This is a genomic window from Synechococcus sp. BS55D (assembly GCF_004332415.1).
In the GTDB taxonomy this organism is placed as follows: Bacteria; Cyanobacteriota; Cyanobacteriia; order PCC-6307; family Cyanobiaceae; genus Synechococcus_C.
In genome coordinates this window covers 498,892-523,904 of sequence record NZ_PHQT01000002.1, presented here as the reverse complement: position 1 = coordinate 523,904, position 25,013 = coordinate 498,892, and the positions used below count along the sequence as shown (strand labels likewise).

The 25,013-nt window shown below is 60.7% G+C and carries 25 protein-coding genes, 1 tRNA gene and 1 pseudogene; 11 read left to right on the top strand and 16 right to left on the bottom strand.

The window, feature by feature from the left end:
* Positions 1 to 8 precede the first annotated feature (8 nt).
* Positions 9 to 902, top strand: a complete 894-nt coding sequence (locus CWE16_RS06355; RefSeq protein WP_131593873.1) for a homoserine O-succinyltransferase — start codon at positions 9 to 11, stop codon at positions 900 to 902.
* Positions 903 to 1,167: 265 nt separating this feature from the next.
* On the opposite strand, the pseudogene CWE16_RS06350 reads toward CWE16_RS06355, so the two are convergent.
* Both CWE16_RS06350 and CWE16_RS06345 read right to left on the bottom strand, forming a co-directional pair.
* Positions 1,168 to 1,425: pseudogene (locus CWE16_RS06350) on the bottom strand (hypothetical protein); the annotation flags it as partial.
* A 53-nt stretch (positions 1,426 to 1,478) separates the two neighbouring features.
* Entirely contained in the window at positions 1,479 to 3,113 is a 1,635-nt protein-coding gene (locus CWE16_RS06345; protein WP_131593871.1) for a bifunctional aminoglycoside phosphotransferase/ATP-binding protein, read from the bottom strand.
* Between the two features lie 23 nt (positions 3,114 to 3,136).
* On the opposite strand from CWE16_RS06345, the gene CWE16_RS06340 reads away from it, so the two are divergent.
* Complete coding sequence (locus CWE16_RS06340) at positions 3,137 to 3,730, top strand: alpha-ketoglutarate-dependent dioxygenase AlkB family protein (protein WP_131593869.1); 594 nt, start codon at positions 3,137 to 3,139, stop codon at positions 3,728 to 3,730.
* Here CWE16_RS06340 and CWE16_RS06335 read toward each other — a convergent pair.
* Positions 3,681 to 4,601 (bottom strand): AEC family transporter, encoded by a 921-nt coding sequence (locus tag CWE16_RS06335; RefSeq protein WP_131593867.1) that lies wholly within the window; start codon positions 4,599 to 4,601, stop codon positions 3,681 to 3,683. The two genes, CWE16_RS06340 and CWE16_RS06335, sit on opposite strands and share 50 nt — an antisense overlap.
* Before the next feature lie 81 nt (positions 4,602 to 4,682).
* Here CWE16_RS06335 and CWE16_RS06330 point away from each other — a divergent pair, with 81 nt between their 5' ends.
* Entirely contained in the window at positions 4,683 to 4,883 is a 201-nt protein-coding gene (locus CWE16_RS06330; RefSeq protein WP_131457305.1) for a hypothetical protein, read from the top strand.
* On the opposite strand, the gene CWE16_RS06325 is transcribed toward CWE16_RS06330, so the two are convergent.
* Genes CWE16_RS06325 through CWE16_RS06305 form a run of 5 tightly spaced genes read right to left on the bottom strand, consistent with a single transcriptional unit; the run spans position 4,880 to position 9,135 of the window.
* Complete coding sequence (locus tag CWE16_RS06325; RefSeq protein WP_131593865.1) at positions 4,880 to 5,623, bottom strand: amino acid ABC transporter ATP-binding protein; 744 nt, start codon at positions 5,621 to 5,623, stop codon at positions 4,880 to 4,882. The genes CWE16_RS06330 and CWE16_RS06325 overlap by 4 nt on opposite strands.
* 4 nt (positions 5,624 to 5,627) lie before the next feature.
* Positions 5,628 to 6,632 carry an amino acid ABC transporter permease gene (locus CWE16_RS06320; RefSeq protein WP_131593863.1) on the bottom strand — a complete coding sequence of 335 codons (1,005 nt, stop codon included), beginning with the start codon at positions 6,630 to 6,632 and terminating at the stop codon, positions 5,628 to 5,630.
* Positions 6,632 to 7,138: an HdeD family acid-resistance protein gene (locus tag CWE16_RS06315; protein ID WP_131593861.1), complete on the bottom strand. Its 507-nt coding sequence runs from the start codon at positions 7,136 to 7,138 to the stop codon at positions 6,632 to 6,634. Before CWE16_RS06315 ends, CWE16_RS06320 begins: the two co-directional genes overlap by 1 nt.
* 27 nt (positions 7,139 to 7,165) lie before the next feature.
* Positions 7,166 to 8,071 (bottom strand): ABC transporter permease subunit, encoded by a 906-nt coding sequence (locus CWE16_RS06310; protein ID WP_131593859.1) that lies wholly within the window; start codon positions 8,069 to 8,071, stop codon positions 7,166 to 7,168.
* Positions 8,068 to 9,135: an amino acid ABC transporter substrate-binding protein gene (locus CWE16_RS06305; RefSeq protein ID WP_131593857.1), complete on the bottom strand. Its 1,068-nt coding sequence runs from the start codon at positions 9,133 to 9,135 to the stop codon at positions 8,068 to 8,070. The genes CWE16_RS06310 and CWE16_RS06305 overlap by 4 nt, the downstream gene beginning before the upstream one ends.
* A gap of 103 nt (positions 9,136 to 9,238) precedes the next feature.
* On the opposite strand from CWE16_RS06305, the gene CWE16_RS06300 reads away from it, so the two are divergent.
* Positions 9,239 to 9,562 (top strand): hypothetical protein, encoded by a 324-nt coding sequence (locus CWE16_RS06300; RefSeq protein ID WP_131593855.1) that lies wholly within the window; start codon positions 9,239 to 9,241, stop codon positions 9,560 to 9,562.
* A gap of 41 nt (positions 9,563 to 9,603) precedes the next feature.
* Entirely contained in the window at positions 9,604 to 9,726 is a 123-nt protein-coding gene (locus CWE16_RS12360; protein ID WP_269088336.1) for a hypothetical protein, read from the top strand.
* 20 nt (positions 9,727 to 9,746) lie between these two features.
* Here the strand turns inward: CWE16_RS12360 and CWE16_RS06295 are convergent, their stop codons facing one another.
* Positions 9,747 to 10,973, bottom strand: a complete 1,227-nt coding sequence (locus CWE16_RS06295; RefSeq protein ID WP_131593853.1) for an FAD-binding protein — start codon at positions 10,971 to 10,973, stop codon at positions 9,747 to 9,749.
* 244 nt (positions 10,974 to 11,217) lie between these two features.
* On the opposite strand from CWE16_RS06295, the gene CWE16_RS06290 reads away from it, so the two are divergent.
* From CWE16_RS06290 to CWE16_RS06280, 3 genes are all read left to right on the top strand, one after another.
* On the top strand, positions 11,218 to 12,774 hold the full coding sequence (locus tag CWE16_RS06290; protein ID WP_131593851.1) for a SulP family inorganic anion transporter: 1,557 nt from the start codon (positions 11,218 to 11,220) through the stop codon (positions 12,772 to 12,774).
* 151 nt (positions 12,775 to 12,925) lie between these two features.
* Positions 12,926 to 14,056, top strand: a complete 1,131-nt coding sequence (locus CWE16_RS06285; RefSeq protein ID WP_131593849.1) for a sirohydrochlorin chelatase — start codon at positions 12,926 to 12,928, stop codon at positions 14,054 to 14,056.
* 394 nt (positions 14,057 to 14,450) lie between these two features.
* Complete coding sequence (locus CWE16_RS06280; protein WP_131593847.1) at positions 14,451 to 14,714, top strand: DUF2811 domain-containing protein; 264 nt, start codon at positions 14,451 to 14,453, stop codon at positions 14,712 to 14,714.
* Here the strand turns inward: CWE16_RS06280 and CWE16_RS06275 are convergent.
* The 6 genes from CWE16_RS06275 to CWE16_RS06250 all read right to left on the bottom strand — a co-directional run bounded on the left by CWE16_RS06275 (position 14,695) and on the right by CWE16_RS06250 (position 19,212).
* Entirely contained in the window at positions 14,695 to 16,338 is a 1,644-nt protein-coding gene (locus tag CWE16_RS06275; protein ID WP_131593845.1) for a GMC oxidoreductase, read from the bottom strand. The genes CWE16_RS06280 and CWE16_RS06275 overlap by 20 nt on opposite strands.
* Before the next feature lie 178 nt (positions 16,339 to 16,516).
* Positions 16,517 to 16,593, bottom strand: a tRNA-Met gene (locus CWE16_RS06270).
* Positions 16,594 to 16,649: 56 nt separating this feature from the next.
* Positions 16,650 to 17,633 carry an asparaginase gene (locus CWE16_RS06265; RefSeq protein WP_131593843.1) on the bottom strand — a complete coding sequence of 328 codons (984 nt, stop codon included), beginning with the start codon at positions 17,631 to 17,633 and terminating at the stop codon, positions 16,650 to 16,652.
* Between the two features lie 20 nt (positions 17,634 to 17,653).
* Positions 17,654 to 18,148 (bottom strand): CGLD27 family protein, encoded by a 495-nt coding sequence (locus tag CWE16_RS06260; RefSeq protein ID WP_131593841.1) that lies wholly within the window; start codon positions 18,146 to 18,148, stop codon positions 17,654 to 17,656.
* A 37-nt stretch (positions 18,149 to 18,185) separates the two neighbouring features.
* Positions 18,186 to 18,584 carry a ribosome silencing factor gene (gene rsfS / locus CWE16_RS06255; RefSeq protein ID WP_131593839.1) on the bottom strand — a complete coding sequence of 133 codons (399 nt, stop codon included), beginning with the start codon at positions 18,582 to 18,584 and terminating at the stop codon, positions 18,186 to 18,188.
* Entirely contained in the window at positions 18,577 to 19,212 is a 636-nt protein-coding gene (locus CWE16_RS06250) for a DUF3318 domain-containing protein (protein WP_131457332.1), read from the bottom strand. The genes rsfS and CWE16_RS06250 overlap by 8 nt, the downstream gene beginning before the upstream one ends.
* A gap of 134 nt (positions 19,213 to 19,346) precedes the next feature.
* Here CWE16_RS06250 and carB point away from each other — a divergent pair, with 134 nt between their 5' ends.
* The 3 genes from carB to CWE16_RS06235 all read left to right on the top strand — a co-directional run bounded on the left by carB (position 19,347) and on the right by CWE16_RS06235 (position 24,771).
* A complete protein-coding gene (gene carB, locus CWE16_RS06245) occupies positions 19,347 to 22,670 on the top strand; it encodes a carbamoyl-phosphate synthase large subunit (RefSeq protein ID WP_131593837.1) in 3,324 nt (1,107 codons plus the stop codon).
* 32 nt (positions 22,671 to 22,702) lie between these two features.
* Positions 22,703 to 23,377: a DUF3386 domain-containing protein gene (locus tag CWE16_RS06240; protein ID WP_131593835.1), complete on the top strand. Its 675-nt coding sequence runs from the start codon at positions 22,703 to 22,705 to the stop codon at positions 23,375 to 23,377.
* A gap of 65 nt (positions 23,378 to 23,442) precedes the next feature.
* Positions 23,443 to 24,771, top strand: a complete 1,329-nt coding sequence (locus tag CWE16_RS06235) for an alanine/glycine:cation symporter family protein (RefSeq protein ID WP_131593833.1) — start codon at positions 23,443 to 23,445, stop codon at positions 24,769 to 24,771.
* Here CWE16_RS06235 and CWE16_RS06230 read toward each other — a convergent pair.
* Positions 24,746 to 24,982: a DUF6447 family protein gene (locus tag CWE16_RS06230; RefSeq protein WP_131593831.1), complete on the bottom strand. Its 237-nt coding sequence runs from the start codon at positions 24,980 to 24,982 to the stop codon at positions 24,746 to 24,748. The genes CWE16_RS06235 and CWE16_RS06230 overlap by 26 nt on opposite strands.
* Positions 24,983 to 25,013 lie beyond the last annotated feature (31 nt).

The window sequence follows — 25,013 nt, the reverse complement described above, 5'->3', positions numbered from 1 at the left end:
GTGACCCCATGGCACTGATTCTTCCGCGCAGCTATCACAAGATCGCCGCGGTCGAACGCAACGGCATTTCCTGGATCGAGCCCGAGCTTGCCGAGCGTCAGGACATCCGGCCCCTGAGGATCGGCATTCTCAACATCATGCCCCTGGGAAAGCAGTACGAATTCAACCTGCTCCATCCCCTCGGGCTATCCCCTCTGCAGATCGAACCGATCTGGATCCGACTCACCAGTCATTCCTATAAAACCTGGGACCATCACCACCTCGATCAGCTCTACGTGAGCTGGGAGGAGGCCACCGCTCAGGCGCCCCTCGATGGCCTGATCATCACCGGTGCTCCGGTGGAGCATCTTCCTTTCGAGCAGGTCACCTATTGGCCAGAACTTGTGGATCTGATCGAGGAAGCCCGTCGCAGTTGCGCCAGCACCCTTGGGCTTTGTTGGGCCGGATTTGCCTTGGCGTATCTGGCTGGAGTTGACAAGATTCCGTTTGAAAAGAAGCTGTTTGGGGTGTATCCCATGCGCAGCTTGGTGCCGGGCCATGCCCTGATGGGAACCCAGGATGATCGCTTCTTCTGCCCCCAGAGTCGCCATGCTGGACTGGCGGATTCGACGATGGAGGCCGCTCAGCGTCAGGGCAGGCTGCGCTTGCTCGCCCATGGCGAAGACGTCGGCTACACCATCTTCGAGACGACCGATCAGCGTCAGCTGATGCACTTGGGGCATCCCGAATACAACACGTCCAGGATCCTGGGGGAGATGGAGAGAGACCGGGCTCGCGGTGATGTGCCGCCTCCCGAGAACTTTGATGCTGATCACCCCCAGACCCTCTGGCGCTCCCATCGCAATCTGCTGTTTCAGCAGTGGGTCTGGTTCTGTTATCAGCGCGTCAGTCTGGCGGGCTGATGGGCTGCGCTTTTTCGCTGTAAAACACCGTGCAGCGATAGCGATCGCTTTCGCGCACCTGGATGGTGGTGCATTGGGTGTCGGTCACAGTGCTGCCTTGCGGCACCTGTTGCTGGGCCCGTTCGGTGGCATCCTGGGCATCCCAGACCGACTCGGCGGTGATGCTTCCCGCCACGAGGGCTGAAGGGGCAAGAAGGAGAAGGAGCAGAACACCAGCGCTCTTGCCAATCACCTGGTTCATCACGGATGCGCTGGTCTCGATCGCACGCTCGCTGGAAGGGCCCCGATTGAGCTCCCGTTCGAGTGCTTCCACACGCTTTTCCCTGACGCAGTGGCGACATCCGCCTGTGGTCTGGAGATGTTTTTCAGGTGTGATGCAGATCTGCTGCACAGGGTGTTTGCGGCAGAGAATCTTGATCGGGCTTTTGTAGCTGCGGTAGTGAATACCTGAATAATCGAACCGGTCTCCGAAGCGCTGAAGCGCCCGTTCAAGGAATTCCTCTTCGGAGATTCGTGCCGCCATTTTCGAAATTTATCGGCCATCGCAGGCTTTTTCTTGGCCAGCTTTATTGCTTGTTACTCAGATGCATCGCCTGCAACAGGCTCCCCAAGGAGCTTGGATCTGAGCACCGGCAGCAGATTGGATGGCCGATCCCCCTCTCGGAAGACAACACTCTGCGCCTGTTCCTGTGAATCCAGAGGCTCGATCCACTGTTTCTGTCGCTCACGGACAGAGCAATCGGCCTCGGATGGGTCGCGACCAAGGGCCTGGCGCTGTTGGATCCGGGTCGACGCCGTGGCATCACTGCATTGGCAGTGCAGGATCACCATGGCGCGGTCCATCCGTTTCGCCAAAAGGCGCATCCACTCCCTCTCCCTGCGTCGCAGGAAGGTGGCATCCACGATCACATCAAAACCACTGCTCAGCAGCGACTCCACCAGCTCTGGGAGCCGTTGCTCGAACAGCCATGCTGTGACCTCAGCGCTGTAGGGGTCAGGATCCGTGCGCCAGCCGACCTGCAACGGCAGTCGCCCGAAGGCCCTGGCGCGTTCGAGATCCGAGCGAACCCGCAGGGCCGGCAGCGCTCCCACCAGGAAGCGGCTGAGGGTGGATTTGCCACTGCCGCTCAGCCCATGCATCAACACCAGCCCTCCCTTCGCTGGTTGTTCCATCTGGGCAGCCCGCTCGATGTAGTCGCTCACTCTTCCCATCAACGTTGCATTGGGTTGTTGGCCCTGGCGCACGGCCGTGACCTTCGCCCGCACCATGGCCCGGTAGGCGAAATACCAGCGCCAGAGGTCCATGGCTCTGTAGTCACCACTGCACTCCAGCCAGCGGTTGAGGAGGATGGCGCCGGCTCCCGATTGCTGCTGCACCTGGAGATCCATCACCAGAAAAGCGATCTCACTGATTGGGTCGATCCATCGCAGCCCTGGGTTGAAGTCAATGGCGTCAAAGACCTCGAGCTTGCCGTCGGCTCGGCGGTGGATATTGCCGCAATGCAGATCGCCGTGGCACTCACGGATGGCTCCCGCTTCGAGCCGTTGTTGGAACCGTGGGGAGAGTCGTTTGCTTTCCTGCTCAGTCCAGGTGCGGTGCCTGGCGAGGGCGGCGTGGATCGGCCCCTTGGGTGTTCGTTGATCCAGCACCAGCAGATTGGCCTGGACTGGTTCGATCACTGCTGACGCTGTGCCGAGAGGGCCTGTCGAGGCCGCACGGGCTGCCTGATGGTGGAACTGGGCGAGGCTGTCGGCCAGTTCCTCGAAGCAGCTGTCCGGTAATGGTTCGTCGAGGCAGTTGCTCAGCAGAGATCTGGAGGGGAATTGGTGCATGCGCACCGTCGCTTCCAGCAGATCTTGTTGGTTCCGTCGTGCTTGGTCGGGGTCGCAGGCAAGGATCCGGGCCGACTCCGCTGGGCCGACCACGGAGTCCACGGCGGCGTAAAGATCTGGGGCCAGCCGCTGATTCAGGCGTAGCTCCTCTCGGCAGTAATGCAGGCGTTGCTCAAAGGTGGCGGCCTGCACAAAGCCGAGATCGATCGGCTTTTTGATTTTGTAGGCCCACATGCCAGTCAGCAGCACCCAGGAGATATGAGTCTCCACCAGCTGCACTGATTCCACCGGATGGGGGTAGGCCTCTGGACGCAATAGGGCCTTGATCAGAGGCGGCTGCCCATCTGGGGTTTGCGCATCGGGGGAGTCAGCCAGCATGGGGGGCGTCCAGCGCCGATTCCATGATGCTCGAGCCTTGGCATCTGCACCGCCGTTGGATGGAGGCAGAGGCCTGCAGGCACTGGATGGGTCGATTACAAGAGCAGTTGCTCTGGGAGCAGCCTGTGGTTCAGGTGTATGGGCGTCGCCATCCCGTGCCCAGGCTGACGGTGTTCCTGGCAGACCAGCAGGTCTCCTATCGGTACAGCGGAGTTCTCCATCGCGGTGGGGGCTGGCCCGATTGGTTTCAACCTTTGCTGGAGAAGGTCAATGCTGCCGGCGGCACTGCCTTCAACGGCTGTCTGCTCAATCTGTATCGCCACGGTGATGACCGCATGGGCTGGCACGCCGATGATGAGCCTGAGATCGATGGCGCCCATCCGATCGCATCGCTCTCCTTCGGGGCATCCCGTACGTTTCAGTTTCGCCATCGCCTCTCCAAGGAGCGCCGTGACCTCGAACTTGCTGATGGCGATCTGCTGGTGATGGCCCCTGGCTGTCAGCAGCAGTGGTTGCATGCTGTGCCGGTGCGGCGGCGGGTGCAGGAGGTTCGGATCAATCTCACCTTCAGGGTGTTCCGAACCACTGCAGCAGCCACCACCAGAGAGGGACGCTGATCAGCGCCAGCAGAGTGCTGCGCAGCACCAACAAGGCTGCGGTGTCGTGTTCACGCTGCACGGTCTCCGCCATCAGCAGCACGGAGATTGCCGTGGGGGCAGCTGCCTGCAACACCAGCGCATCCCGACTGCTGCTGGCCAAGGGCAACAGGCGTGTGACCAGCAGCATCAGCAGGGGATAGAACGCCAATTTGGCGATTAGCGAGACGCCCAGACCTGCTCTGGAGGCTGTGGCCTCGCCCCTCGGCTCGATCGCTCCGAGGCGCATGCCCACGACGGTAAGGGCCAGCACAATCACCACCCTGGATGGAAACCACAGCAGCGCAGCGATGTCCGCTCGCCAGGGGGTTAGCTGAACCATCAGAGCACCCAGCAGCCCACGACTGGCAGGGCTTTCACTGATGTGGCGAAGCAATGAGACCAGGGTTTCAGTCCGTCCCTGCCCCTGCCCCTGCGTCCTCGCAAGCCAGAGGGGGCCCAGTCCCCACGCCAGCAAGGTGGCACCGAAGTCGTAGCCGATGCTCACTGGAAGGGCTTCCTCCGGTAGCAGGGCTAGGGCAACGGGAATCCCGAAATAGGCGGTGTTGCCGACGCAGCTGCCCAGTTGCAGGGTCGGTGTGCTGAGCCCCAGGGCCTGGCAGCGATGCTGCTGCGTGATGGTGAGCATCAGCAGGATGCCGAAGACGGCGATCGCGGCGTAGCCGAGCACAGCCCAGTTCAGTCCGCTGCGAAGCAGGAGTCCCATCAGACTGATCGGCACTCCGAAACGCACCAGTGGCAAGGCAAGGGGCCTTGTCCAGCTCGGCCGCCGACGGCCGATCAGATAGCCGAGTCCCAGCGTGGGTAATAGTTCGGCGAAGAGGCGAAGCATCCGCGATCAGCCGAACAGTGGGTGATTCGATCTTGACCCACGGCCCCTGTGACAGACTTCAGATTGTCTACAGGTTGACCGATGCGTGCTGCTGGCCCCGTCTGCTCGATCCCTCGCCACTGGGAGCGGTTGGCGCTCAGTCTCAGTGACCGACGGGATCAGCTGCTCGAGCGCTTGGCTCAGCAAGTGGAGGCCCTTCCTGCTGACAATGAGAGTTGGCTGAGCACCGAACGGGAGCTGATGGCTGCTGAGAGCGCCCTGAGGCGTTTGCAGGCCATTTAGTTCTGCATTTGGCTGAGGAAGCGGCGACTGCGTTCCTCGCGGGCATGGTTGAAAAAGGAGGACGCATCATTGAGTTCCACCACCCGCCCGCGGTCCATGAAGAGAACGCGGTCGGCCACGTCCCTGGCGAATCCGAGTTCGTGGGTGACCACCACCATGGTCATGCCCTCAGATGCCAGGGCTCGCATGGCATCCAGTACTTCCTTGACTCGCTCGGGATCCAGGGCGCTAGTGGGTTCATCGAAGAGCATCACCTCCGGTTTCAGCGCCAGGGCACGGGCGATCGCCGCCCGCTGCTGCTGACCGCCACTGAGCTGGGCAGGGAATTTGTCTGCCTGCTCCGCAATCCCCATCTGCGACAGCAGGCTTCTGGCCTGTTGTTCTGCTTCCGGCCTGGCCATCCCCTGAACCCGGATCGGCGCCAGGGTGATGTTGTTGAGGATCGAGAGATGGGGGAAGAGGTTGAATTGCTGAAACACCATGCCCACCCGCTTGCGGATCCTGCGGATCTGCCGCTCATCACCCTCAGCATCCAGGGGGATTCCGAGCACATTCAGAGTCCCCGAATCGATCGACTCGAGACCGTTGAAGGTGCGAATCAGGCTGCTCTTGCCGGATCCTGAAGGCCCCATCACCACCAGCACCTCGCCCAGCTTCACCTCCAAGGAGACGTGATCAAGAGCCAGGGGCCCGTTCCCATAGCGTTTGCAGAGGTCTCTGGCCTGGATGGCTGTGGTCATGGCTCTATCGACTGGTCTCAAGGCGGCTGGCGAGTAGGGCCATGGCGGTTCCGACCAGCCAGTACACCACGCCAAGCCAGAGGTAGACCTCGAGGTGGCGACCAATGAAGTCGGGATTCGCGAGCAAACTGCGGCTGATCCCAAGCAGTTCCACCAATCCGAGTAAGGCCATGAGGCTGGTGTTCTGCAGCAGGCCGATGGCTTGGTTGGTCAGAGCCGGCAGCGAGATCCTCAGCGCCTGAGGGAGCACGACCCAGCGCAGGCTTTGGATCGTGCTGAGTCCAAGAGCGGCGGCGGCTTCACGCTGGGTGCGGGGGATGGCTTGCAGGCCCCCGCGAATGTCTTCCGCTACGTAAGCGGCAGCAAAGAGACCAAAAGCGACCACGGCCCGGAGCACGCGGTTGATCTCCAGATTCATCGGCAGAAACAGTGGGATCAGCAGTTGCCCAAAGAAGAGCACGGCGATCAGGGGGACGGCACGCATCAGGTCGACGTAGAGGCGACTGCTGTGATGCAGCACGGGCCAGGGGCTATTGCGTCCGAGCGCGAGCAGGATGCCTAGGGGCAGTGCCAGAAAGCCACTGGCTCCCGTCAGCAGCAGGGTCAGGGCCAGCCCTCCCCAAGCACGGGAGGGAACGGCGGGTAGGCCCATCCCCCCTCCGAGCAGGGTGATGCCGAAGGGAAGCATGGCCAGCCATAGCCAAGGGAGGAGCAGCCTGAATACACCCCTGCACTGTGGGCTGCGTTTCACGGGCAGCAAAAGCGTGCAGAGGGTCAGGAGCAGCAACAGCAGCAGCCACAGGATCGGTCTCCAGCGTTGGTCCGCTGGATAGGTGCCGCTGGCGAACAGAGGCAGGTTGCTGCTGACGACAGACCAATCCGCTGCTGTTAACACCCATGCACCGGTGCTCCAGAGGATCCAGGCGATCAAGATCAGGATCGCCAGGGTGAGGAGCGCATCGAACGGATGGCGGCGCAGGTAGCGGATCAGGCGACCCGATCGCCCCATCAGGCTTGCTCGCTCGGTGGTATGGGGGCTTGGAAGTGGTTCAGGGCCGAGAGGAACAGGCCAACACCAAACAGGGTGCCGAGGGCCCAGAGGCTGTCGGAGGGCCACTCGAGCACAAGCAGCAGGCCAAGAATGGCTGTCACGACCCCGTCGAGCACAGTCAGCCCTGCCGCTGGGCCCGCTGTCGTGGCTCCGGCCGCCAATTCCATCACCCCTTCGACAAGAAGCAGCACGCCCACGAACAGCGTCAGGCTGATTTCACTATCGATCGGATCGATCAGGACCCAAAGGGCGGCGCCGCAGTACAGCAGCCCGGTGAGCACTCGGAACAGCCGAGCTTGGCCACCAGCTTCGCTCCCAAGCCGGAGGAATTGTCCAATCCCGGCGGCGAAAGCAATTCCGCCGAGCCCGATGGTGAGCAGCGTGCCGGAGGCGAAGGGCAGAAGCACGGCAGCGACCGCAGCGACGACCAGCAACACACCAGCGATGCGACGTTGGGACCCCATGACCGTCGAGGGAAGAACGCCGGAAGCTTAACGGTGGCGAAGCGGTTGCATCACAAGGCGATTGAGAAGTTGCATGCCGCCATTGATCAGAAGGTTGAGAAGGAGAAAGCTGAGCAAAAGGAGCAGGAACCCCTCGATTGCCCGCCCTGTCTGGGTGATGGACGTGTCACTCACGGCATAAAGATCGGCATAGCCAACGGCGATCGCCAGGGTGCTGTTCTTGGCCAAATTCAGATACTGGCTGCTTAGTCCTGGAAGGATGGCGGGCAGGGCCTGTGGCAGCACAATCCGTCTCAGGCCAATGCCTTCAGGCACGCCCAGACTGCGAAAAGCCTCCCATTGCCCACGGGGAACGGCATCGAGACCACCGCGCACCACTTCGGCGATAGATGCGCCGCTGAAGACGGCCAGCCCGACCAGAACCGCACAGAACTCCACACTGAGGGGGACTCCCAGCAGGCTGATTCCCTGGTTGGAGAGTCGAAACAGGAGCGGCAGAGGACTCATGGAGTCCGGATTGGAGGGGAGGGCAAGAAAAGCGACGAAATACCAGAACAGCAGCTGAAGGAGTAAGGGGATCTGCCGAATCAAGCCCACATACAGCGCTGCCAGGCCCCTGAGCAGGTGGTTGGAGCTGCGCCTTGCCGCTCCAGCGCTCACGCCGATCAGGGTGGCAGCCACCAGGCCTGCGCCAATCACCTTCAGGCTGTTCAGCCAGCCCATCAGTAGGGCCCAGGCATAACTGTCGGATGGGCTGAAGGGCAGAGGATGTTCGGCCAGAGCGAAGCCGGCTGGACGGGTGAGCCAGCTGAAGCTGAGCCCCAGGCCAGTGCGAATCAGGTTGACGGTGAGGTTGTTCACCAAAACGCCCAGCAGCGTGAGAGCTGCAAGCAGCACCACAGCCTGTAACCACCAGTGGAGAGGCCGTTTCATTGGAAAGGGGGAGCGATCATCACGCCACCGTCTGCGGCAAGCCGATTGGGACCGCGGGGGATCGGCACCTGGCTGTTGTCTCCGAGATGGCGGCTGTAGATCTCGCCATAGTTGCCTGTGCGTTCGATCACCTTCACAACGAAATCATCGGGTAGTCCAAGTTTTTCGCCCAGGCCTCCGTCCACTCCGAGAAACCGCCGTAGTCCGGTGAGCTCAGGTCTGCGTTTGGCCTCCTCGAGACGATTCAGCACATTCGCCTGGGTGATGCCTAGCTCCTCAGCTGTGATCAGCGCGTACACAACCCAGCGCATCGCATCGGCGAGCCGCTGGTCTCCGCCAACAGACGCTGGGGCCAGAGGCTCCTTGCTGAGCACATCGTCGAGGATGCGATGGCTTTGGGGATCGGCAAAGCCGGAGCGAGCAGCAGCGAGTTGGGATCGATCAGAGGTCATGGCGCTGCAGCGGTCCTGCAGGTATCCCGCCACGACTTGGTTCAGATCCTGGTATTTGATTGGCTTGTAGCTGATTCCTCGTGCTTCGAAGGCGTCATTGAGGTTCTGTTCGGTTGTCGTACCCGAACCAACACAGATCGCTTGGTTAGCGAGATCGTCGAGCCGATTGATGCCACTGCTGGCTTTCACCATCAGTCCTTGTCCATCGTGGAAAACCACCGGTGCAAAGCTCAGGCCATTACCTCCGGCAGCATCGCGGCTCAAGTTGAAGGTCGTATTGCGTGAGAGCAGGTCGATTTCTCCGGTGCGCAGGGCCGTAAAGCGTTCGGGGGCGGTCAGAGGGCGAAACTCAACGCGTTGAACACCTGGTTCATTCGCTTCGCTTGGGATGAAGGCAGCGGCAAACGCGCGACACAGATCCACATCCAGACCGGAATAGCTGCCATCGGCCTTCAGAAAGCTGAAGCCGGGGATCTTGCCGCTCACGCCGCAGCGCAGGGAGCCTCGCTGTCGGATCAGATCGAGTCGGGAGGCGCCCCCTTCGCCGAGGGTGGCGCAGGCACTCACCGACATCAACAAGGCGAGCAGGCCGATGCGCTTGCGAGTGGGCATGGCGCGGCAGGCTCAAGATCCGAAAAGTGTCTCAGATCGATTGGACTCGTGGTCAGCTCAGGCCAGTCTCCCTAGCGTCAACACTTGATCGCGACAACCGCGGATGGGGAATTGCCGTTGGTTGCTTGGTTTGTTCACAGCCGTACAGGTGGGTTCCTTCTCATTGCCCGTGCTGGCCTGGGACGAGGGTGCACGCGGCCTTTACAACAACAAGATGGCCCTCCTTCAGGTGCTGAAGGACGGAGCCGCGCAGCGTGCCGCCGACAGTGGTGACGTGGAAACCCTCTGTCTGTTGCTGAGCATCGGCAATGACGTGACCGAACGTTATCTCGCGCGCCAGCCCAAGGACGCCCAGATTCGTGATCGATTGAAGACGATGCGCAGAGACTTGGGACGCTGCCTCAGCTTGATGCAGCGATCCCGTTGAACGGATCCGGGCGCCACGATGGGTGCAGTTGAGAGACCGCCATGGATTCTGATCTCACCCTTCCGCTGTTGGGCGGTGGATTACTGATTTTGATGATCGTGGCGGGCACGGTGGCCGTTTTGTTGAAGCCCTCCGATACCCCCGAACCGCCTCAGAAGCGCTGATGCGTGAGCTGAGGTCAGCCTCACAACCCTGGCAAGAGTTGGTGGCGATCATGCTGCTCCTTGAGGCGACGCAAGCCGGGTAGCCAGTCGCCGAAAGCAGCCTCTAACTCCCAGCCATGCCAGGGCAGATGGTCATGGAGCTGGGCGAGGTGAACTCCAGGGCAATGGGGCTGGAGCTGATTACGCAGTTGCATCAGCCAGGCCAGGCTGCGTTGCCGCGCCGCTGGATCCCCGACGGGCCAGGCGGCGGTGATCCACGGTTTCCAGAGCGCCTGTCGATGAACGAAGGATGTTGCGGCTGAGGGCACCCGGGCGGTCGCCCCCCCCAGCTGCTGGCTCGCCAGGGCACAGCCTGGATCGGGTCGTTGCGCCATCACCTCCCGCGCCGCGTTGATCAGGGCCGGGGTGGCCATCCCCCAGGCTGGCGCTAGCAGGCCGAGCACCTCCGTAGACACTGGGCCTCCCCGGTGTGGAGAGCGGATCAACGATCCAAATCGCGGCAAGACATCGATCCCATCAATTTGCTCGACCAGGGCGCCAGGGAGGCGAGCGAGATGGGGCAGGCACGCAGCCCAGGCCTGAACCGACGCCTCATCAGCCTCGATTGCCACCAGCAGAATTTCGATCTGTTCCGCCCAGAACCACTGCAAACTGAGGCCATCCGGCCAGTCCTCCGCCCGCTGAATCCACTCGGCCAACGTCTCGGGCGACACCAGAGCACGGGCGATGTGAAGGGGCTGGCGCGGCGTTGTGCTCAGTTCGATCGCGCTCACCACCGCCAGAAATGGTGCCGCTCCGAGCAGACCACGCCAGGCGTCTGAGGCATGGCCATCAGCACTAGTGCTCTGTTCTGCCGTGAGCGATAACGGCGTGCCGTCACCCCACACCCCCTCCAGAGCCAGGATCCGATCAATCGCTAGACCCTGATTGCGGCTGAGTGGACTGATGCCTCCAGTGAGCAGGTAGCCGGCTCCGGGCAGACCCGAAAGACCGGTGGGGAGACTGCGTCCCGCTGGTGACAGATGCCCTTGCAGCTCGGCCATCGTCACTCCGGCGCCGACGCGCACCCTGCAGCCGTCGTCGCTGAGCTGCAACTCTCGGCAATGGGTCCTGAGATCGAGGCTCCACAGGGTTGGATCACTGGAACGGCTCGAGGTGCCGCCGCTGCGCACCAGCACGGGGGTCGGTCCGCTCCAGTCGCGCAGGCAACTGGAGAGATCACCGGGACGGGGCTGAATGTCTGGCAATGGCGTTGTGGCGGCAGGGAAAACGAGTCAGAGCGGTGTTAGCGGCGGTTTCGAGGCGTTTGATCAAGCTGACGCTGCTAAATTAAATCGATAGCGATCAGTCCTCTTTAACGCTGCACGAGCAGTCCAGTTCTGATCGTTTCGAGCCTGTGGATCGGTCTTCACGATGCAGTTGTTGCTTGATTGATCAACCACTGCTGTTGCGTACTGCTCATACGTTCCTCCCAATCGTCATTGAGTAAACGTGCCAAAAAGTTTGTCGTTGATTCCAAACAGCCAAGCCATTCCTAAGGAATGCCTCGCGGGCCTCGTGGTGGCCCTTGGCATCATTCCCGAGGCGATCGCTTTCTCGATCGTGGCCGGCGTGGATCCCCAGGTTGGCTTGTTCGGCTCGATCTGCATCCTCATCGTTGTTGCTCTGCTCGGCGGCAGACCAGCCATGGTGTCAGCCTGCACCGCCGGTGTGGCTCTATTGATGGGCGGCCTGATGCAGTCCCATGGGCTCCCCTATCTGCTGGCCGCCACGATCTTGGCTGGTGTGTTTCAGATTCTCTGGGGGTACCTGCGTCTGGCCCAGCAGATGCGTTTCGTCCCCCGGGCCGTCACCGTGGGCTTTGTGAATGCCATCGGCGTGCTGATCTTTTTGGCACAGTTGCCCCAACTCGGCATCGGCCGCGATGGCGGCGAAACCATTCCCAGCCTGGCAGCCACAGGACAGAGCATTAGTTGGCCATGGGTCTGGGGATTGGTGGCTCTGGGCTTGCTGATCATCTATGGGCTGCCCCGGTTCACCAAACTGGTGCCCTCCACGCTGGTGGCCATCTTGGTGATCAGCGGCCTGGCGGAATGGCTGCAGTTGCCCATTCCCCGCGTGGGTGACCTGGGCCAGCTTCCGAGCAGCCTTCCACTCTTCCAGATCCCAGAGGTGTTCAGCTCCTGGGCTACCTGGGGGATCATCCTGCCGACCGCCTTGGCCATTTCATTTGTTGGTCTTCTGCAGTCGTTCCTCACGGCCAATGTGGTGGAAGACATGCTGGATCAAGAGGCCGACTACGAAGCCGAAGCAAGGGCCCAGGGCTTCGCGAATATCACCGCTGGTCTGTTCGGGGGCATGGCCGGCGCTGGCATGATCGGCCAGTCGGTGATCAACCTGAACTCCGGTGGCCGTTACCGCCTCTCAACCCTCACGGCTGGTGTGGGGCTCTTGATCTTGGTGATCTCACTGAGCAGCTGGCTGGCCCGCATTCCGATGGCGGCGCTAGTGAGCGTGATGATCATGGTGTCGATCAGCACGGTGAATTGGGATTCGTTTCTCAAGGTCAAAGTCGTGCCCAAGAGCGACACCTCCGTGATGCTTCTCACCCTGGTGTTGGCATTGATGACTCGCAATTTGGCCATCGCAGTGGTGGTTGGGGTTGCACTCGCTGGCATTCTCTTCAGCCGCAAAGTGGCCAAGGTGATCTCCGTTTCCGCCACCCAACTTACCGACGATCATCTCTATGTCACGGTGCAGGGGCAGCTCTTCTTTGTGAGCACGGTTTATTTCCTGGCAGGCTTCAAGAAGCACGTCCATCCAGCCCGCGTCACGATTGACATGGCCCAGGCTCATGTGTGGGATCAGACTGGCATGCGCGCCCTTGACCAAGTGATCCGCAAGCTGCAACAAGGCGGCTCCAATGTCGAGTTGATCAATCTCAATCAAGAGAGTCTTGATTTGTTTGATCGCATCAGCGAAACCCCTGCTTTTGTTATCGGCGCTCGATGCGATTTACCGGAGGCTGTCAGCTCGACTGCGCCCTAGGCCAGCTCGAATCAGGCATTGGCTTTCTCGGCCCTCCGAGAACCCAGGTGATAGGCAGGAGCCAGGCCGGTGGGGCCGCGACGTCCTGGGGAGGGCTTCAACTCTAGCGATGGCGTTATGGCGATAGGGTCAGATCAGGCACTTTCCCGCTGTGATCCCATCTTTATCGGAACTGAAGGCCAAGGGCTATGGGGTCTTGATCTGCGGCCATGGCAGCCGCAACAAACTGGCCGTTGAGGAATTTGCCCAGCTGGCCGAGGGCTTGCGCTCGAAGCTCTCGGGGATTCCGGTGGAGCATGGCTATCTCGAATTCGCTAAACCGATCCTGCGCGATTCCCTCGATCGCTTGCGGGAGCAGGGTGTGCAACGGGTGCTCGCCGTGCCGGCGATGCTCTTCGCTGCGGGTCATGCCAAGAACGATATTCCGTCGGTGCTGAACACCTACAGCGCTGAAACCGGCCTCCCGATCGATTACGGGCGAGAACTTGGGGTGGATCGGCTCATGATTGCAGCGGCTGGGGCCAGGATCCGTGAAGCCCTAGATCAGGCCAGCCCCTTTCCACTCTCCGACACCCTCTTGGTGGTGGTTGGTCGTGGCTCCTCCGATCCTGATGCCAACTCCAATGTGGCCAAGGTGACGCGCATGTTGGTGGAGGGTTTTGGCTTCGGCTGGGGTGAAACGGTCTACTCCGGCGTCACATTCCCCTTGGTGGAACCTGGTCTCCGACATGGGGTGCGACTCGGTTTCCGGCGGATCGTCGTCTTTCCTTATTTTCTGTTTTCAGGGGTGTTGGTGAGTCGCATTCGCCAGCACACGGATCTCGTGGCTGCGGACCATCCGGAAACGGAGTTCCTCACCGCCTCTTATCTGGGGGACCATCCACTCGTGCTGGACACCTTCCTGGAGCGGGTCGCCGAGGTGCTCGGTGGCGAGGCTGTAATGAACTGCTCCCTGTGCAAATACCGCGCCCAGGTGCTTGGTTTTGAGGATGAGGTGGGGCTTGCTCAAGCGAGTCACCATCACCACGTGGAGGGGCTAACCGATGGCTGCGACCTCTGTGAGCGTGAGTGCACCGGTGCCTGTCAGCCCGACGGTGTGCCGCTTCCGCTGGGCAGCTCAGCCAGCTCCCACGACCACAGCCATGGGTATGACCACAGCCATGGGCATGACCACAGCCACGACCATGGTCATCACCCCTACCCCCACGCGGAGCACCCTCTTGGCCCCAAAACCCTGCGCTCCGGGCCGTCCAAGTATGAAGCGAATGATGCGGAAACCTGAAGCAAACACCATCAAATGTGTCGGCTCAACCTTCTCAGTCTCGAGTGGGTCCCCTGAGACTCTCGGCGATAAGAAGGGCTTATCTTTCCTCCTCAGGACTCTTTTTGGGGTCGTTTTCCACAGCGTTGATTCCGTTTTCCACTGGCCCTCCTGCTTGTTTCCAGTCACAACCTCTCCGTTGTGGGTTCTGGGTTTTGTGGCAACTGTCGCTTGACATTGCGTCTCCTGCGCCTAGGGCGGGGGCTTTTCGTTGGCAGGGCTCTAGGCGAACCCTGTTGCCGCAATGAGACTCGCTTGAGATTCGCGTGGGTTGTTAGGGAGTGTGACCTTTTGACTGGGTCCTCTGTTTTGTGGCTTCCTAGGTGGGAAATCAAACCGACGCCAGAGGCGCTGCATGGATAGGAATCATCTGGAACGCTGCGTAGAGGCAGGCGTTTCCGGAGAGGGCTCGGCCCCAGCGAGCTACGTCAGCATGGAGGCGGAAATTCCTGAAGTTCTCTACCGGGGGATGAAGGAGTTCATCGGAGCCCACCCCAATTGGGACCAATACAGAGTGATGAGCTCTGCTCTGGCTCATTTCCTGTTCCAGAACGGATGTGAGGACCGTGCTGTCGCAGAGCGATACCTCGACGATCTGTTCAGTCGTTCCCAGCCCTGACGGCTGCGAGGCAGGCCCGTCTGGTAATCGCCAACATGGTCAGCGTTGGGCTCTGCCAGGCGGAGCTCGTCCAGCAGGCGCCATCCACCACCAGCACATTCGGGCAGCGCCAGAGGCGGTTCCAGCGATCCACTACACCCTCCTCTTCTGTGGCGGCCATCGCTGCGCCTCCGACTTCGTGGATGTAGTACCCGGGTGGTGCAGCTCCGGCTCCAAGAGCCGCTGACCGGCGCAGCAGAGGCTCAATCAGTGGAGCCTTCACCAGGTCGGTGAGGGGCAGCATGCGTCCACCGGCAGCGCTGATCGCTTCTTCCATGCTTTGGTGCATGTGTTCAACCATGGCTTGTTCGTTCGCTCGCCAGTGGCAGTCGATCGTCACGGTGGGGGAACCCCAGCGGTCCGGGGGACCAGTGAGTGTGACTTGATTTCTTGGATCCGGTAGGACCTCTCCGTGGCCGATCAGGAAGCCCAGCCGATGCCCTGGAATCCGCTTCAGCAGCGCTGGAGGATCGAATCGATTGATGGCACCCCAGAGTCCATAGCCTCTGAGCACCCTTTGGCGACCTCTCTGGGCTAACTCCTGTCCGAAGGGAATGAAAAAGCTGCCCGCGCCTGAAAGGGCCTCTGTGCTTCCCGACTTGCCCGGTCCACAGCTCGGCATGGCGAAGAATCGACAGGTGGAGACGTGGTCCATGAGGCGCTGGCCCAGCCGGCCAGATGGATCCACAAATCCATCGCTGCTCTGTTGCTCTTCCGACTGCAGCAGAAGACGAACGGTTTGAATCGTTGAGGCGCAGAGCACGATCAGCTTGGCTTCCAGCCTGCGGCGGCTGCCATCGCTCCGATTCACGCAGATCACTGCTTCGGCTCGGTCGCGACTGCGGTTGAGTTCGAGCCGTTCCACTCGCTCCCCGCAGAGCAGTTCGACCCGTCCGCTGGCTAGTGCCTCCTTGAGGCTGCTGCCAGGGCTACTGGATCGAGGCCAGGCCCCATCCCGTTGGCGGTGATGGGGGCCGAAGCCGCGCGATGGCATCCACGGATAGCCAAGCTCTTTCTGCACGCAGGAGGCGAACTGCTGCTCCTCAGCGGTGGAGGGCAGGGGTTCGGTTGCCCAGCCATCGGGGACTTGGCTCAGGCCATTGCGGGCCCCGTGAACGCCCAGTCGTCGCTCGAGCTCGGTGTAGTGCTCCTCGAGATCCTCGTGCTGGATCGGCCAGTCGATCCCCGCGCCATCCCGTTGGCTGGCCTTGAAATCAGCATTGGAGAGCCTCAGCGTGATCCCCCCCCACGTCAGGCTCCGCCCTCCCATCTGGTCACCTCGGGTCCAAAGAAATGGTCGATCGGGTGGATGGCTGTAAGGGTTGTCCTGTTCGTCGATGAACAGATCAGGGTTGTGTTTCCAGTAGCCCGGATGCTGGCTCTGGCGACGATGTCGACCGCTGCTAAGCCCGGTCAATCGGCGCAGCATGTTCTGAGGTTCTGATCCCAGCGCCTGATTGGCATCCAGTGAAGGCCCCGCCTCGATCACGAGAACTCTTAGGCCTGCTTCCGCAAGGGTGAGGGCCGCAACGCCGCCGGTGGCTCCAGAGCCAACCACGATTGCCTCCCAAGGGCGAAGCTCCACCTCAGATCTGGTTAGTCCTTGTCTAGTTCTACTCTCCTGCCAAGGAATGCTCCTTTTGGCTGTCAATCCTTACAAGCGGAGTGTTGCGCTTCAGCAAGAGCGAAACCGTTGCTGACCAATAAAAAAGGGGCCTTGTTGGCCCCAGTGACCATCAATGTTCTTGATGGTTTTAATAATGTGGTGGCGGGGGGGAGATTTGAACTCCCGACCTTCGGGTTATGAGCCCGACGAGCTACCAGACTGCTCTACCCCGCGTCGACTTGTTCATCATACAACTTGGTGTTGAAGGACACTGGTACAGCAGGATCTCTTCAGCCTTCTTGAAAGCGCAGGGAACCCTCTACCTCGAGCTGAACCCCTGGGCTAATGATCAGGACCTGCTCCTCGAGCTCTTCAAGCCCCGTTGGTGTCAGCCAGTCCAGCTGCCTGAGCAAATGCAGTGCCACAGCCTGTTTGGCGCGACGGCTGCCGTCTTCAACCTTGATCGCCACTCCAAGCCCCTCACCCATCCGGCTCAGGCATTGAACGCCTTCTGCCCCTCCCTTGCTCAGCACCTGGCTGTGGGACCGGCGCATCAATTCGGTATCAAATCGACCTTCGCCTGCCACGAGGTCAGGATGGGCCAACATCGCCCTGGAAATCTGTTCGAGCTCCGTTCGGGTGGAGGCGCCGAGGTGGGCGTAGAGCAAGGCCATCTGGGCGAGTTGCAGGCGCAGTGTTGGCGCTCCACAGTCGTCCCGTGCTGCCACCATCTCCGCTGAGGGTAGGCCCAGCAGTTCAGCCACCCGCCGATGGATCTCCACCTGGATTGGGTGGTCACCCTGGAGATAGCTCTCCGTTGGCCAGCCCATCTTCCGGCAGGTGGCGAGGAAGGCAGCGTGTTTACCGGAACAGTTGTGCTCTAGAGGGCTGCTTGCGCCCTCCGGCACTGGACATTGCAGCTGGTTTGCATCCAGTTCCGCATTCCAAAGCAGTCGGAAGGCCTCACGGGCATGGTTGGGAGTGCCGGCATGGGACGCGCAGCTGATCGCCAGACCCCGCTCCCCGCAGTTGAATTGTTCGGCTGCACCGCTGCTGAGCAGTGGCATGGCCTGAAAGGGTTTGAGCGCTGAACGAATAAAGGTCTCGTAATCAGCGCGACCTGCCCGCATCAGAATGCGGCCGCGATGGTCGCAGACCACAGCATGAACCCGATGGATCGACTCGAGGCTGCCGCCCCGCTTGAGGTGCGCCTCAAGCGGGGATGGGCCACTGCTGGAGAGGCCGCCACTGCCAAATGCTGCTGGTAAGGCCATGGCCGACGGCACGGAATGCTTCAGAGAGCCTGGCAGAGACTGGCTCCAAAGAGCAGAAGCCCTGTGATCCAGGCCATGGAGCGGGCCAGGCGTCCGAGGATCGGTCGGACTTCGTGTCTGGCCATCAAGAGGTCTCGTTCTCTCCAGGCCAGCGGCTTCTCCCAGACCTGACCGTCATACCAACCAGACTCCTCATATTCGACCTGCTCAGCGAGCAAGCGTTTGTGCACGTAGCTCCAGCCAAGCCACTGGCGCATTAGCAGCAGCATTGGAAGCACGAGGGCAGCCACGCTTCCGGCGGCAATCAACCGTGGCAGATCATTCCTGAGCGTCCAGCTCCCACTGGCGACAAGGAGGGTGAAAGGAACGCAGAGGAACCAGCTGATCAGCAGAGCACGGCCAAGTCCACGAGCTTCTTCGGTTGGCCAGGTGAAGAACCAAGACCTGGTGAGTTGCTGAAACTCCTCTTGGGGACGTTGTTCTGGAGGAACGGGACAGGCGCTGGTGCTGGCCATCGGTGGATTTCGGTAGGCCTGGATCGAAGGTCGAGGATCAGCTGTCCTGATCCGAACCAGACGCTACGAAGCTTCGCCGTTCGCCGTGACCCCAGAAGGCTTCGAGGTCGTAATAGCCCCGCTCTCCGGGTTGGAGGATGTGCACGATCAGCTCGCCGTAGTCGAGCAAGGCCCAGCGCCCCTCATTGATCCCCTCCTTGCGGAGAGGGAGGCGACCGGCCTCAAGCTCAAGGCGGTCTTCGACGGAACGAGCGATTGCTCGCACTTGCACATCGCTCTGCCCACCAGCGATCACCAGCCAGTCGGCCAAGCTCGAGACTTCATCCACCCGAATCATCTCGATGTCGGTGGCTTTGCGGTCATCACAGGCATCCGCCGCAAGTTCCGCCAGCTGGTGACTGTCTAGAGCCGCCACTGCGGAATTGGCTTCATCCATAAACGTTCTCGCTGCTAACGGATTGACGTGAACCCTGTTGCTGGGCCATTTCAGCCCTTGCCTTCCCTGCACTCTTGCGCAGAGCCTCAAGCCGATCTTCGTAGAAACTGCGCTTCTTCTTCTTGCGGGTCTGCTCGATCAGATCTTTCAGGGCTCCTCCCAGGCTTTTGTAAGCATTGGGAACGCTGTATCCAAAACGGCAAGCAAGGTCGATCGCCCGCTCGTCAGCGGCGATGGCATCGCGCAAACGCTTCTCAGCATTGTTCTTGAGGTACAGGCGGTAGCCGGCGAAGCCGGAGAGACCAAGGGCCATCAGCAAGAGAAGCCCGTCCTGAACCCACAACTCTCCAATGGCGCCCCCAAGGCCAATGGCGAGGGCCGCCATCTCCCAGCCATCCCTGGGAATCGTGTCGTTCTGTACACGCCCCACCTCGTGCCAGAAGAGCAGGTTGCGGTGATCGAGAGCCAAGTTGTCCCAGGCTTCGAGATCCACCTGGATCTCCACTTCATCCCGGCCAATCTCTTCCAGCGTGATCAGTGGAGGTTCTACGGCTGCTGCCGCCTCCACGAACACCCAGCTCTGCATCTCCGGGGGCAGCAGCCCCTTCAGGCGCTGGAGCTCGCTCATGATCTCAATTCTGCTTCCAGATCCATTCACGCTAGCGACTTGACCCCTTAGTCAGTCCCCGCTGTGACGAGGATCCCTCCGAAGAGGGGCGACAGCATGGGAGGCTTAACAGGTTTGCCTATCTCTAGAGGCCCATGCCCCGGCGGTCTGATCTGCGTCGCATTCTGCTGCTGGGTTCAGGTCCGATCGTGATCGGTCAGGCCTGCGAGTTTGATTACTCCGGCACCCAGGCCTGCAAGGCCCTGCGGGCCGATGGATTTGAGGTTGTTCTGGTCAATTCCAACCCCGCCTCGATCATGACCGATCCGGACATGGCGGATCGGACCTATGTCGAACCTCTGACGCCTGAGGTGGTGACGCGGGTGATCGAACGAGAGCGACCAGATGCCCTCTTGCCAACGATGGGCGGTCAGACCGCCCTCAACTTGGCTGTGGCCTTGGCTGAGAACGGAACCCTGGAGCGTTTTGGGGTTGAACTGATCGGTGCAGATCTGCAGGCGATTCGCAAGGCCGAGGATCGTCAGCTCTTCAAGCAGGCCATGGAGCGGATCGGCGTCAAGGTCTGCCCCTCAGGCATCGCTTCAAGCCTCGAGGAAGCGGATGCTGTGGGCGCAGCAATCGGCAGTTATCCACGGATTATTCGACCAGCCTTCACTCTGGGGGGCAGTGGTGGCGGCATTGCCTACAACCCAGAGGAATACGCGGCGATTTGCAAAAGCGGCCTTGAGGCTAGCCCTGTGTCGCAAATTCTGATTGAGCAGTCTCTTCTCGGCTGGAAGGAATTTGAGCTCGAGGTCATGCGGGATCTGGCAGACAACGTTGTGATTGTCTGCAGCATCGAAAATCTGGATCCGATGGGTGTGCATACCGGTGACTCGATCACCGTGGCGCCGGCTCAAACCCTGACCGATCGGGAGTATCAGCGGCTGAGGGATCAGTCGATCGCGATTATTCGAGAGATCGGTGTTGCCACCGGCGGTAGCAACATCCAATTCGCCATCAACCCCGCCGATGGCGACGTTGTGGTGATTGAAATGAATCCTCGCGTGAGCCGTTCTTCGGCTCTCGCCAGTAAAGCCACCGGGTTCCCGATCGCCAAGATCGCTGCTCGTTTGGCGGTGGGATACACCCTCGACGAAATCCTCAACGACATCACCGGTAAGACGCCGGCTTGTTTTGAGCCGACGATCGATTACGTCGTGACCAAAATTCCACGGTTTGCTTTTGAGAAATTCCGTGGTTCCCCTGCGGTGCTCACCACGGCGATGAAATCCGTGGGTGAAGCCATGGCCATCGGTCGCTGTTTCGAGGAATCGTTCCAGAAGGCGTTGCGGTCTCTTGAAACGGGGCTTGCAGGTTGGGGCTGTGATCGTTCAGAGCCGTCCTTCACGTCCGCTGAACTGGAACGCAGCCTGCGCACCCCTTCCCCAGATCGGATCTTGGCTGTGAGGTCAGCGATGGTTGCCGGTCGCTCGGATGAGGAGATCCATCAGCTCAGCAAAATCGATCCCTGGTTCTTGGCCAAGCTGCGCAGGTTGATCGAAGCCGAACAACGACTTCTTCAGGGCCGCAGCCTCGATCAGATCAGTGCAGAGTCGCTCCTGGAGCTCAAGCAGCTTGGCTATTCCGATCGTCAGATTGGTTTCGCTACCAGCAGCAAAGAACTCGAGGTGCGAAGTCGGCGGGAATCCCTCGGGGTGGTTCCTGTGTTCAAAACGGTGGACACCTGCGCGGCCGAATTTGCTTCCACGACTCCGTATCACTATTCGACCTACGAGCGGCCGGTCCAGAGGCTCTCAGCCGATGGCGCCCTTGAGCTTTTATCTCCGGCATCTGAGGTGCTGCCCGAGCAACGACGCAAGGTGATGATTCTTGGCGGTGGGCCCAATCGGATTGGGCAGGGAATTGAATTCGATTACTGCTGTTGCCACGCCTCCTTTGCTGCCCAGGAGCGTGGCTTTGCCACGGTGATGGTGAACAGCAATCCAGAGACGGTCTCCACCGATTACGACAGCAGTGATCGTCTCTATTTCGAACCGCTCACCCTCGAAGATGTGCTCAATGTCATTGAGGCAGAGCGGCCAGAAGGCGTGATTGTTCAGTTTGGTGGGCAGACCCCTCTCAAGCTGGCCCTGCCGTTGCTCGATTGGCTGGATAGTCCTCGGGGCAGAACGATCGGTACCCGGATTCTCGGCACCTCACCAGCCTCGATCGATCGAGCTGAAGACCGGGAACAGTTCGAGGCGATTTTGCGTCAGCTGGAGATTCGTCAACCTCGCAATGGCCTCGCCCGCAGTGAGGAAGAGGCACGCCGTGTCGCAGCATCCGTTGGTTACCCCGTTGTGGTCCGCCCTTCTTATGTGCTGGGTGGGCGCGCGATGGAGGTGGTCTTTGATGAGTCGGAGCTCGATCGCTACATGGTTGAGGCCGTGCAGGTGGAGCCCGAGCACCCTGTACTCATCGATCAATACCTTGAAAACGCGATCGAGGTGGATGTTGATGCCCTCTGTGATTCCAGCGGACATGTTGTGATTGGAGGACTGATGGAGCACATCGAGCCGGCGGGAATTCACTCCGGTGATTCCGCCTGCTGCTTGCCCTCTGTCTCGCTCGGGGCTGAGGCTCTCACTGTCATTCGTCAATGGACCGAGGCGCTTGCTCTCGCCCTTCAAGTGCAGGGACTGATCAATCTGCAGTTCGCCGTCCAGCGTGATGGCAACGGTGAGGAGGTGGTTTACATCATTGAGGCCAATCCAAGGGCATCGCGCACGGTGCCTTTTGTGGCCAAGGCCACTGGTCAGCCTCTGGCCAGGATCGCCACCCGCCTGATGACTGGAGAAACCCTCGCGGATGTTGGCTTAGTGGAGGAGCCCAAGCCGCCTCTCCAAGCGGTGAAGGAGGCTGTACTGCCTTTCCGTCGTTTCCCTGGCGCCGATTCCCTTCTGGGTCCTGAGATGCGCTCCACCGGCGAGGTGATGGGCTCCGCTGGCGGCTTTGGGATGGCCTATGCCAAGGCGGAACTGGCTGCCGGTGATGGGCTCCCAACGGCAGGCACCGTGTTCCTCTCGACCCATGACCGGGATAAACAGGCCCTGGTTCCCGTCGCTGCACGATTAATTGAACTGGGCTTTCAGCTCACTGCAACGGCCGGCACCGCCAAGGTGCTGAACGCCGCAGGCTTGCAGGTCACCCCTGTGCTGAAAGTGCATGAAGGTCGTCCCAACATCGAAGACCGGATTCGCTCCGCCGGCGTTCAGCTGGTGATTAACACCCCCATTGGTCGGCAGGCGGCCCATGACGACCGCTACATCCGTCGAGCAGCGCTCGATTACAGCGTGCCAACCGTCACCACCCTGGCCGGAGCGCGGGCAGCGGTGGAGGGGATCGCCGCCCTTCAGCAGCAACAGCTGGAGATCCATGCCCTTCAGGACGTGCATGCTGGCGCGACTGGCCGTTAGGGTCAACTTCAGCGAAGACGTTCACCGTGACAATGGCCACCACCTCCTTTCCGGCCCAGGGTTCTGACTGCCGCGACGCCTTCCGTGCTGCCTACGAGAATCGCTACACATGGGATCCAGGTTTCCCCGGTTACGAGGGGCGCTGTGTCTGGATCCAGGCAGAGCGCACAGTAGAGGGCTCCTTCAAGGTTGGTGCTGACTTAAAGGCCGCTGTTGAAGGGGTGGATGATCCTGAGGTGGCGAAGGCAATCAACTCCCAGCTTTGGGAGGTGGCGATTCATCGGGTGCGGCGCAGTTTTGATCAGGTGCATGGAGAGAACACCTTCACCGCGGGCGACAACAGTTCCGAAGGGCTGGAAGTGATCGTCGGTGGCAAGAACAGTGGAGATCGCTATCGCATTCGTGATCGCGTCGTGACCATGGTCCATCGCCACATTCACGGAACCGTGGTGACGATTCACACTGGTTCTATCACCGAAACCGGTTCTGGTTATCTCAGTCACACCTACACCAGTGCCTATGCCGATCCCGCCACCGGTGCAGCGAGGGGAGGCCTGAGCCGTTTCACCGACACCTTTGCCACCCTTCCGGGTTCTGGACTCTGGGTTCTCCATGAGCGGGTCGTGGCTGTGGAGGCCCATGGCGAGACTCCCGCCTCCGAGCAGACCTTCCGCTTCCTGGATTGCCAGGCTCTTCAGGCTGCTTGATTGCTCTTCGGGATTTCTTCGCTTGAATCGACAGATCGTCCGATCACAGCAGGACCAGTCGCAGCATGGAGTTTCTGAACACGCTGAACGGATGGGTCTGGGGGCCAATCACCCTGGGACTCATCGGGTTCACCGGCCTCTATCTGATGGTGGGGTTGCGTTTCATGCCCCTGCGCCGCATTGGGTTTGCTGTGCGGGCGATGGTCGATTCGATCCGAAACACCGAGGGTGAAGGGGATGTGAGTGCGTTTCAGGGCCTGATGACGGCTCTAGCAGCCACAATTGGCACCGGAAATGTGGCTGGTGTTGCCACAGCCATTGGTGTGGGTGGTCCGGGTGCTGTGTTTTGGATGTGGCTTGTGGCCCTCCTGGGTACGGCCACGAAATACGGCGAGTCACTTTTGGCTGTGCATTTCAGGGAAACCGATGCGCTCGGAGAGCATGTCGGTGGGCCGATGTATGCGATCCGTCACGGGCTGGGGCGCCACTGGGGCTGGCTGGCCACCGCCTTCGCTGTCTTCGGAACCCTCGCCGGCTTCGGGATCGGTAATGGGGTTCAGGCCCATGAGCTGGCCAATGCTCTGGATGACTACGGCATCCCTGCCCTGGCTACCGGGGTGGTGATGGCCGTGATCACCTTCGCCGTGATCATTGGCGGTATTGAGCGTATTGGCCGGGTGGCGGCTGTGGTGGTGCCGTTCATGGCTGTGCTCTATGTGCTCGGTTCCCTGGTGATCTTGCTCGGCCATCTGGCCGAGATTCCCGCTGCCCTGGGGCTGATTCTTCGTGATGCCTTCACCGGCGAGGCTGCGGCTGGAGGTGTGGTCGGGGTGGTGATTCAAAAGGGCATCGCCCGAGGTGTTTTCTCCAACGAGGCGGGGTTGGGTACAGCTCCGATCGCCCAGGCCGCTGCTCGGCCAGGTGATCCGGTTCTTCAGGGAGCGGTGGCGATGCTTGGCACGGTGATTGACACCTTGATCATCTGCACGATGACGGCCTTGGTCATCGTGATCAGTGGTGCCTATGGCGAAGGGTTGGCTGGTGTTGATATGACCAAGGCCGCCTTTGCCTGGGGGATCCCCGCTGGAGATCATCTCGTGGCGATCGCCACCATGCTGTTCACGGCCACGACGATCCTGGGTTGGGGGTATTACAGCGAACGTTGCTTGGAATTCTTAGTTGGAGTGGGTGCTCCCCTGCGGATCTTCCGCTTCGTTTGGGTTGCCGTTGTGGTGATTGGTGCCGTGGCCAGCTTTGAGACCGTGTGGACCGTCGCCGACATCCTCAACGGTTTGATGGCCCTTCCCAATTTGGTGGCGTTGTTGCTGCTGTCGCCGGTGGTCTTCCGACTCACCGGCGAGTATCGATTCAGTTCTCGTCAGGAAGCGGAGTGACGCTCTTGAGGCGTTCATTCAGTTGCATGGCCATCGACTGACGACCCACGGCCAAGACCTTCAGTGTGTCTTCGTGCATGCGCAGCTGGGCATCGGCCACCTGCATGCCACGGACGAGTTCCTTGAGCTCATCGGGAAGGGCATTGAGGTCGTAGCGCTTGCCCTCAAAGGTGAGCACGGGGTTTTGGTTGTCTCCAGTGGAGCTAGTCATTGTGAGGTTCTCGTCAGTCCTGAGGTTGATC

Excerpts from the sequence above, each read along its gene's own strand:
- CWE16_RS06355 (WP_131593873.1), top strand. The coding sequence starts at position 9 with ATGGCACTGATTCTTCCGCGCAGCTATCACAAGATCGCCGCGGTCGAA.
- CWE16_RS06345 (WP_131593871.1), bottom strand. The coding sequence starts at position 3,113 with ATGCTGGCTGACTCCCCCGATGCGCAAACCCCAGATGGGCAGCCGCCT.
- CWE16_RS06340 (WP_131593869.1), top strand. The coding sequence starts at position 3,137 with ATGATGCTCGAGCCTTGGCATCTGCACCGCCGTTGGATGGAGGCAGAG.
- CWE16_RS06335 (WP_131593867.1), bottom strand. The coding sequence starts at position 4,601 with ATGCTTCGCCTCTTCGCCGAACTATTACCCACGCTGGGACTCGGCTAT.
- CWE16_RS06330 (WP_131457305.1), top strand. The coding sequence starts at position 4,683 with ATGCGTGCTGCTGGCCCCGTCTGCTCGATCCCTCGCCACTGGGAGCGG.
- CWE16_RS06325 (WP_131593865.1), bottom strand. The coding sequence starts at position 5,623 with ATGACCACAGCCATCCAGGCCAGAGACCTCTGCAAACGCTATGGGAAC.
- CWE16_RS06320 (WP_131593863.1), bottom strand. The coding sequence starts at position 6,632 with ATGGGGCGATCGGGTCGCCTGATCCGCTACCTGCGCCGCCATCCGTTC.
- CWE16_RS06315 (WP_131593861.1), bottom strand. The coding sequence starts at position 7,138 with ATGGGGTCCCAACGTCGCATCGCTGGTGTGTTGCTGGTCGTCGCTGCG.
- CWE16_RS06310 (WP_131593859.1), bottom strand. The coding sequence starts at position 8,071 with ATGAAACGGCCTCTCCACTGGTGGTTACAGGCTGTGGTGCTGCTTGCA.
- CWE16_RS06305 (WP_131593857.1), bottom strand. The coding sequence starts at position 9,135 with ATGCCCACTCGCAAGCGCATCGGCCTGCTCGCCTTGTTGATGTCGGTG.
- CWE16_RS06300 (WP_131593855.1), top strand. The coding sequence starts at position 9,239 with ATGGGGAATTGCCGTTGGTTGCTTGGTTTGTTCACAGCCGTACAGGTG.
- CWE16_RS12360 (WP_269088336.1), top strand. The coding sequence starts at position 9,604 with ATGGATTCTGATCTCACCCTTCCGCTGTTGGGCGGTGGATTACTGATT.
- CWE16_RS06280 (WP_131593847.1), top strand. The coding sequence starts at position 14,451 with ATGGATAGGAATCATCTGGAACGCTGCGTAGAGGCAGGCGTTTCCGGA.
- CWE16_RS06265 (WP_131593843.1), bottom strand. The coding sequence starts at position 17,633 with ATGGCCTTACCAGCAGCATTTGGCAGTGGCGGCCTCTCCAGCAGTGGC.
- CWE16_RS06260 (WP_131593841.1), bottom strand. The coding sequence starts at position 18,148 with ATGGCCAGCACCAGCGCCTGTCCCGTTCCTCCAGAACAACGTCCCCAA.
- rsfS (WP_131593839.1), bottom strand. The coding sequence starts at position 18,584 with ATGGATGAAGCCAATTCCGCAGTGGCGGCTCTAGACAGTCACCAGCTG.
- CWE16_RS06250 (WP_131457332.1), bottom strand. The coding sequence starts at position 19,212 with ATGAGCGAGCTCCAGCGCCTGAAGGGGCTGCTGCCCCCGGAGATGCAG.
- carB (WP_131593837.1), top strand. The coding sequence starts at position 19,347 with ATGCCCCGGCGGTCTGATCTGCGTCGCATTCTGCTGCTGGGTTCAGGT.
- CWE16_RS06240 (WP_131593835.1), top strand. The coding sequence starts at position 22,703 with ATGGCCACCACCTCCTTTCCGGCCCAGGGTTCTGACTGCCGCGACGCC.
- CWE16_RS06235 (WP_131593833.1), top strand. The coding sequence starts at position 23,443 with ATGGAGTTTCTGAACACGCTGAACGGATGGGTCTGGGGGCCAATCACC.
- CWE16_RS06230 (WP_131593831.1), bottom strand. The coding sequence starts at position 24,982 with ATGACTAGCTCCACTGGAGACAACCAAAACCCCGTGCTCACCTTTGAG.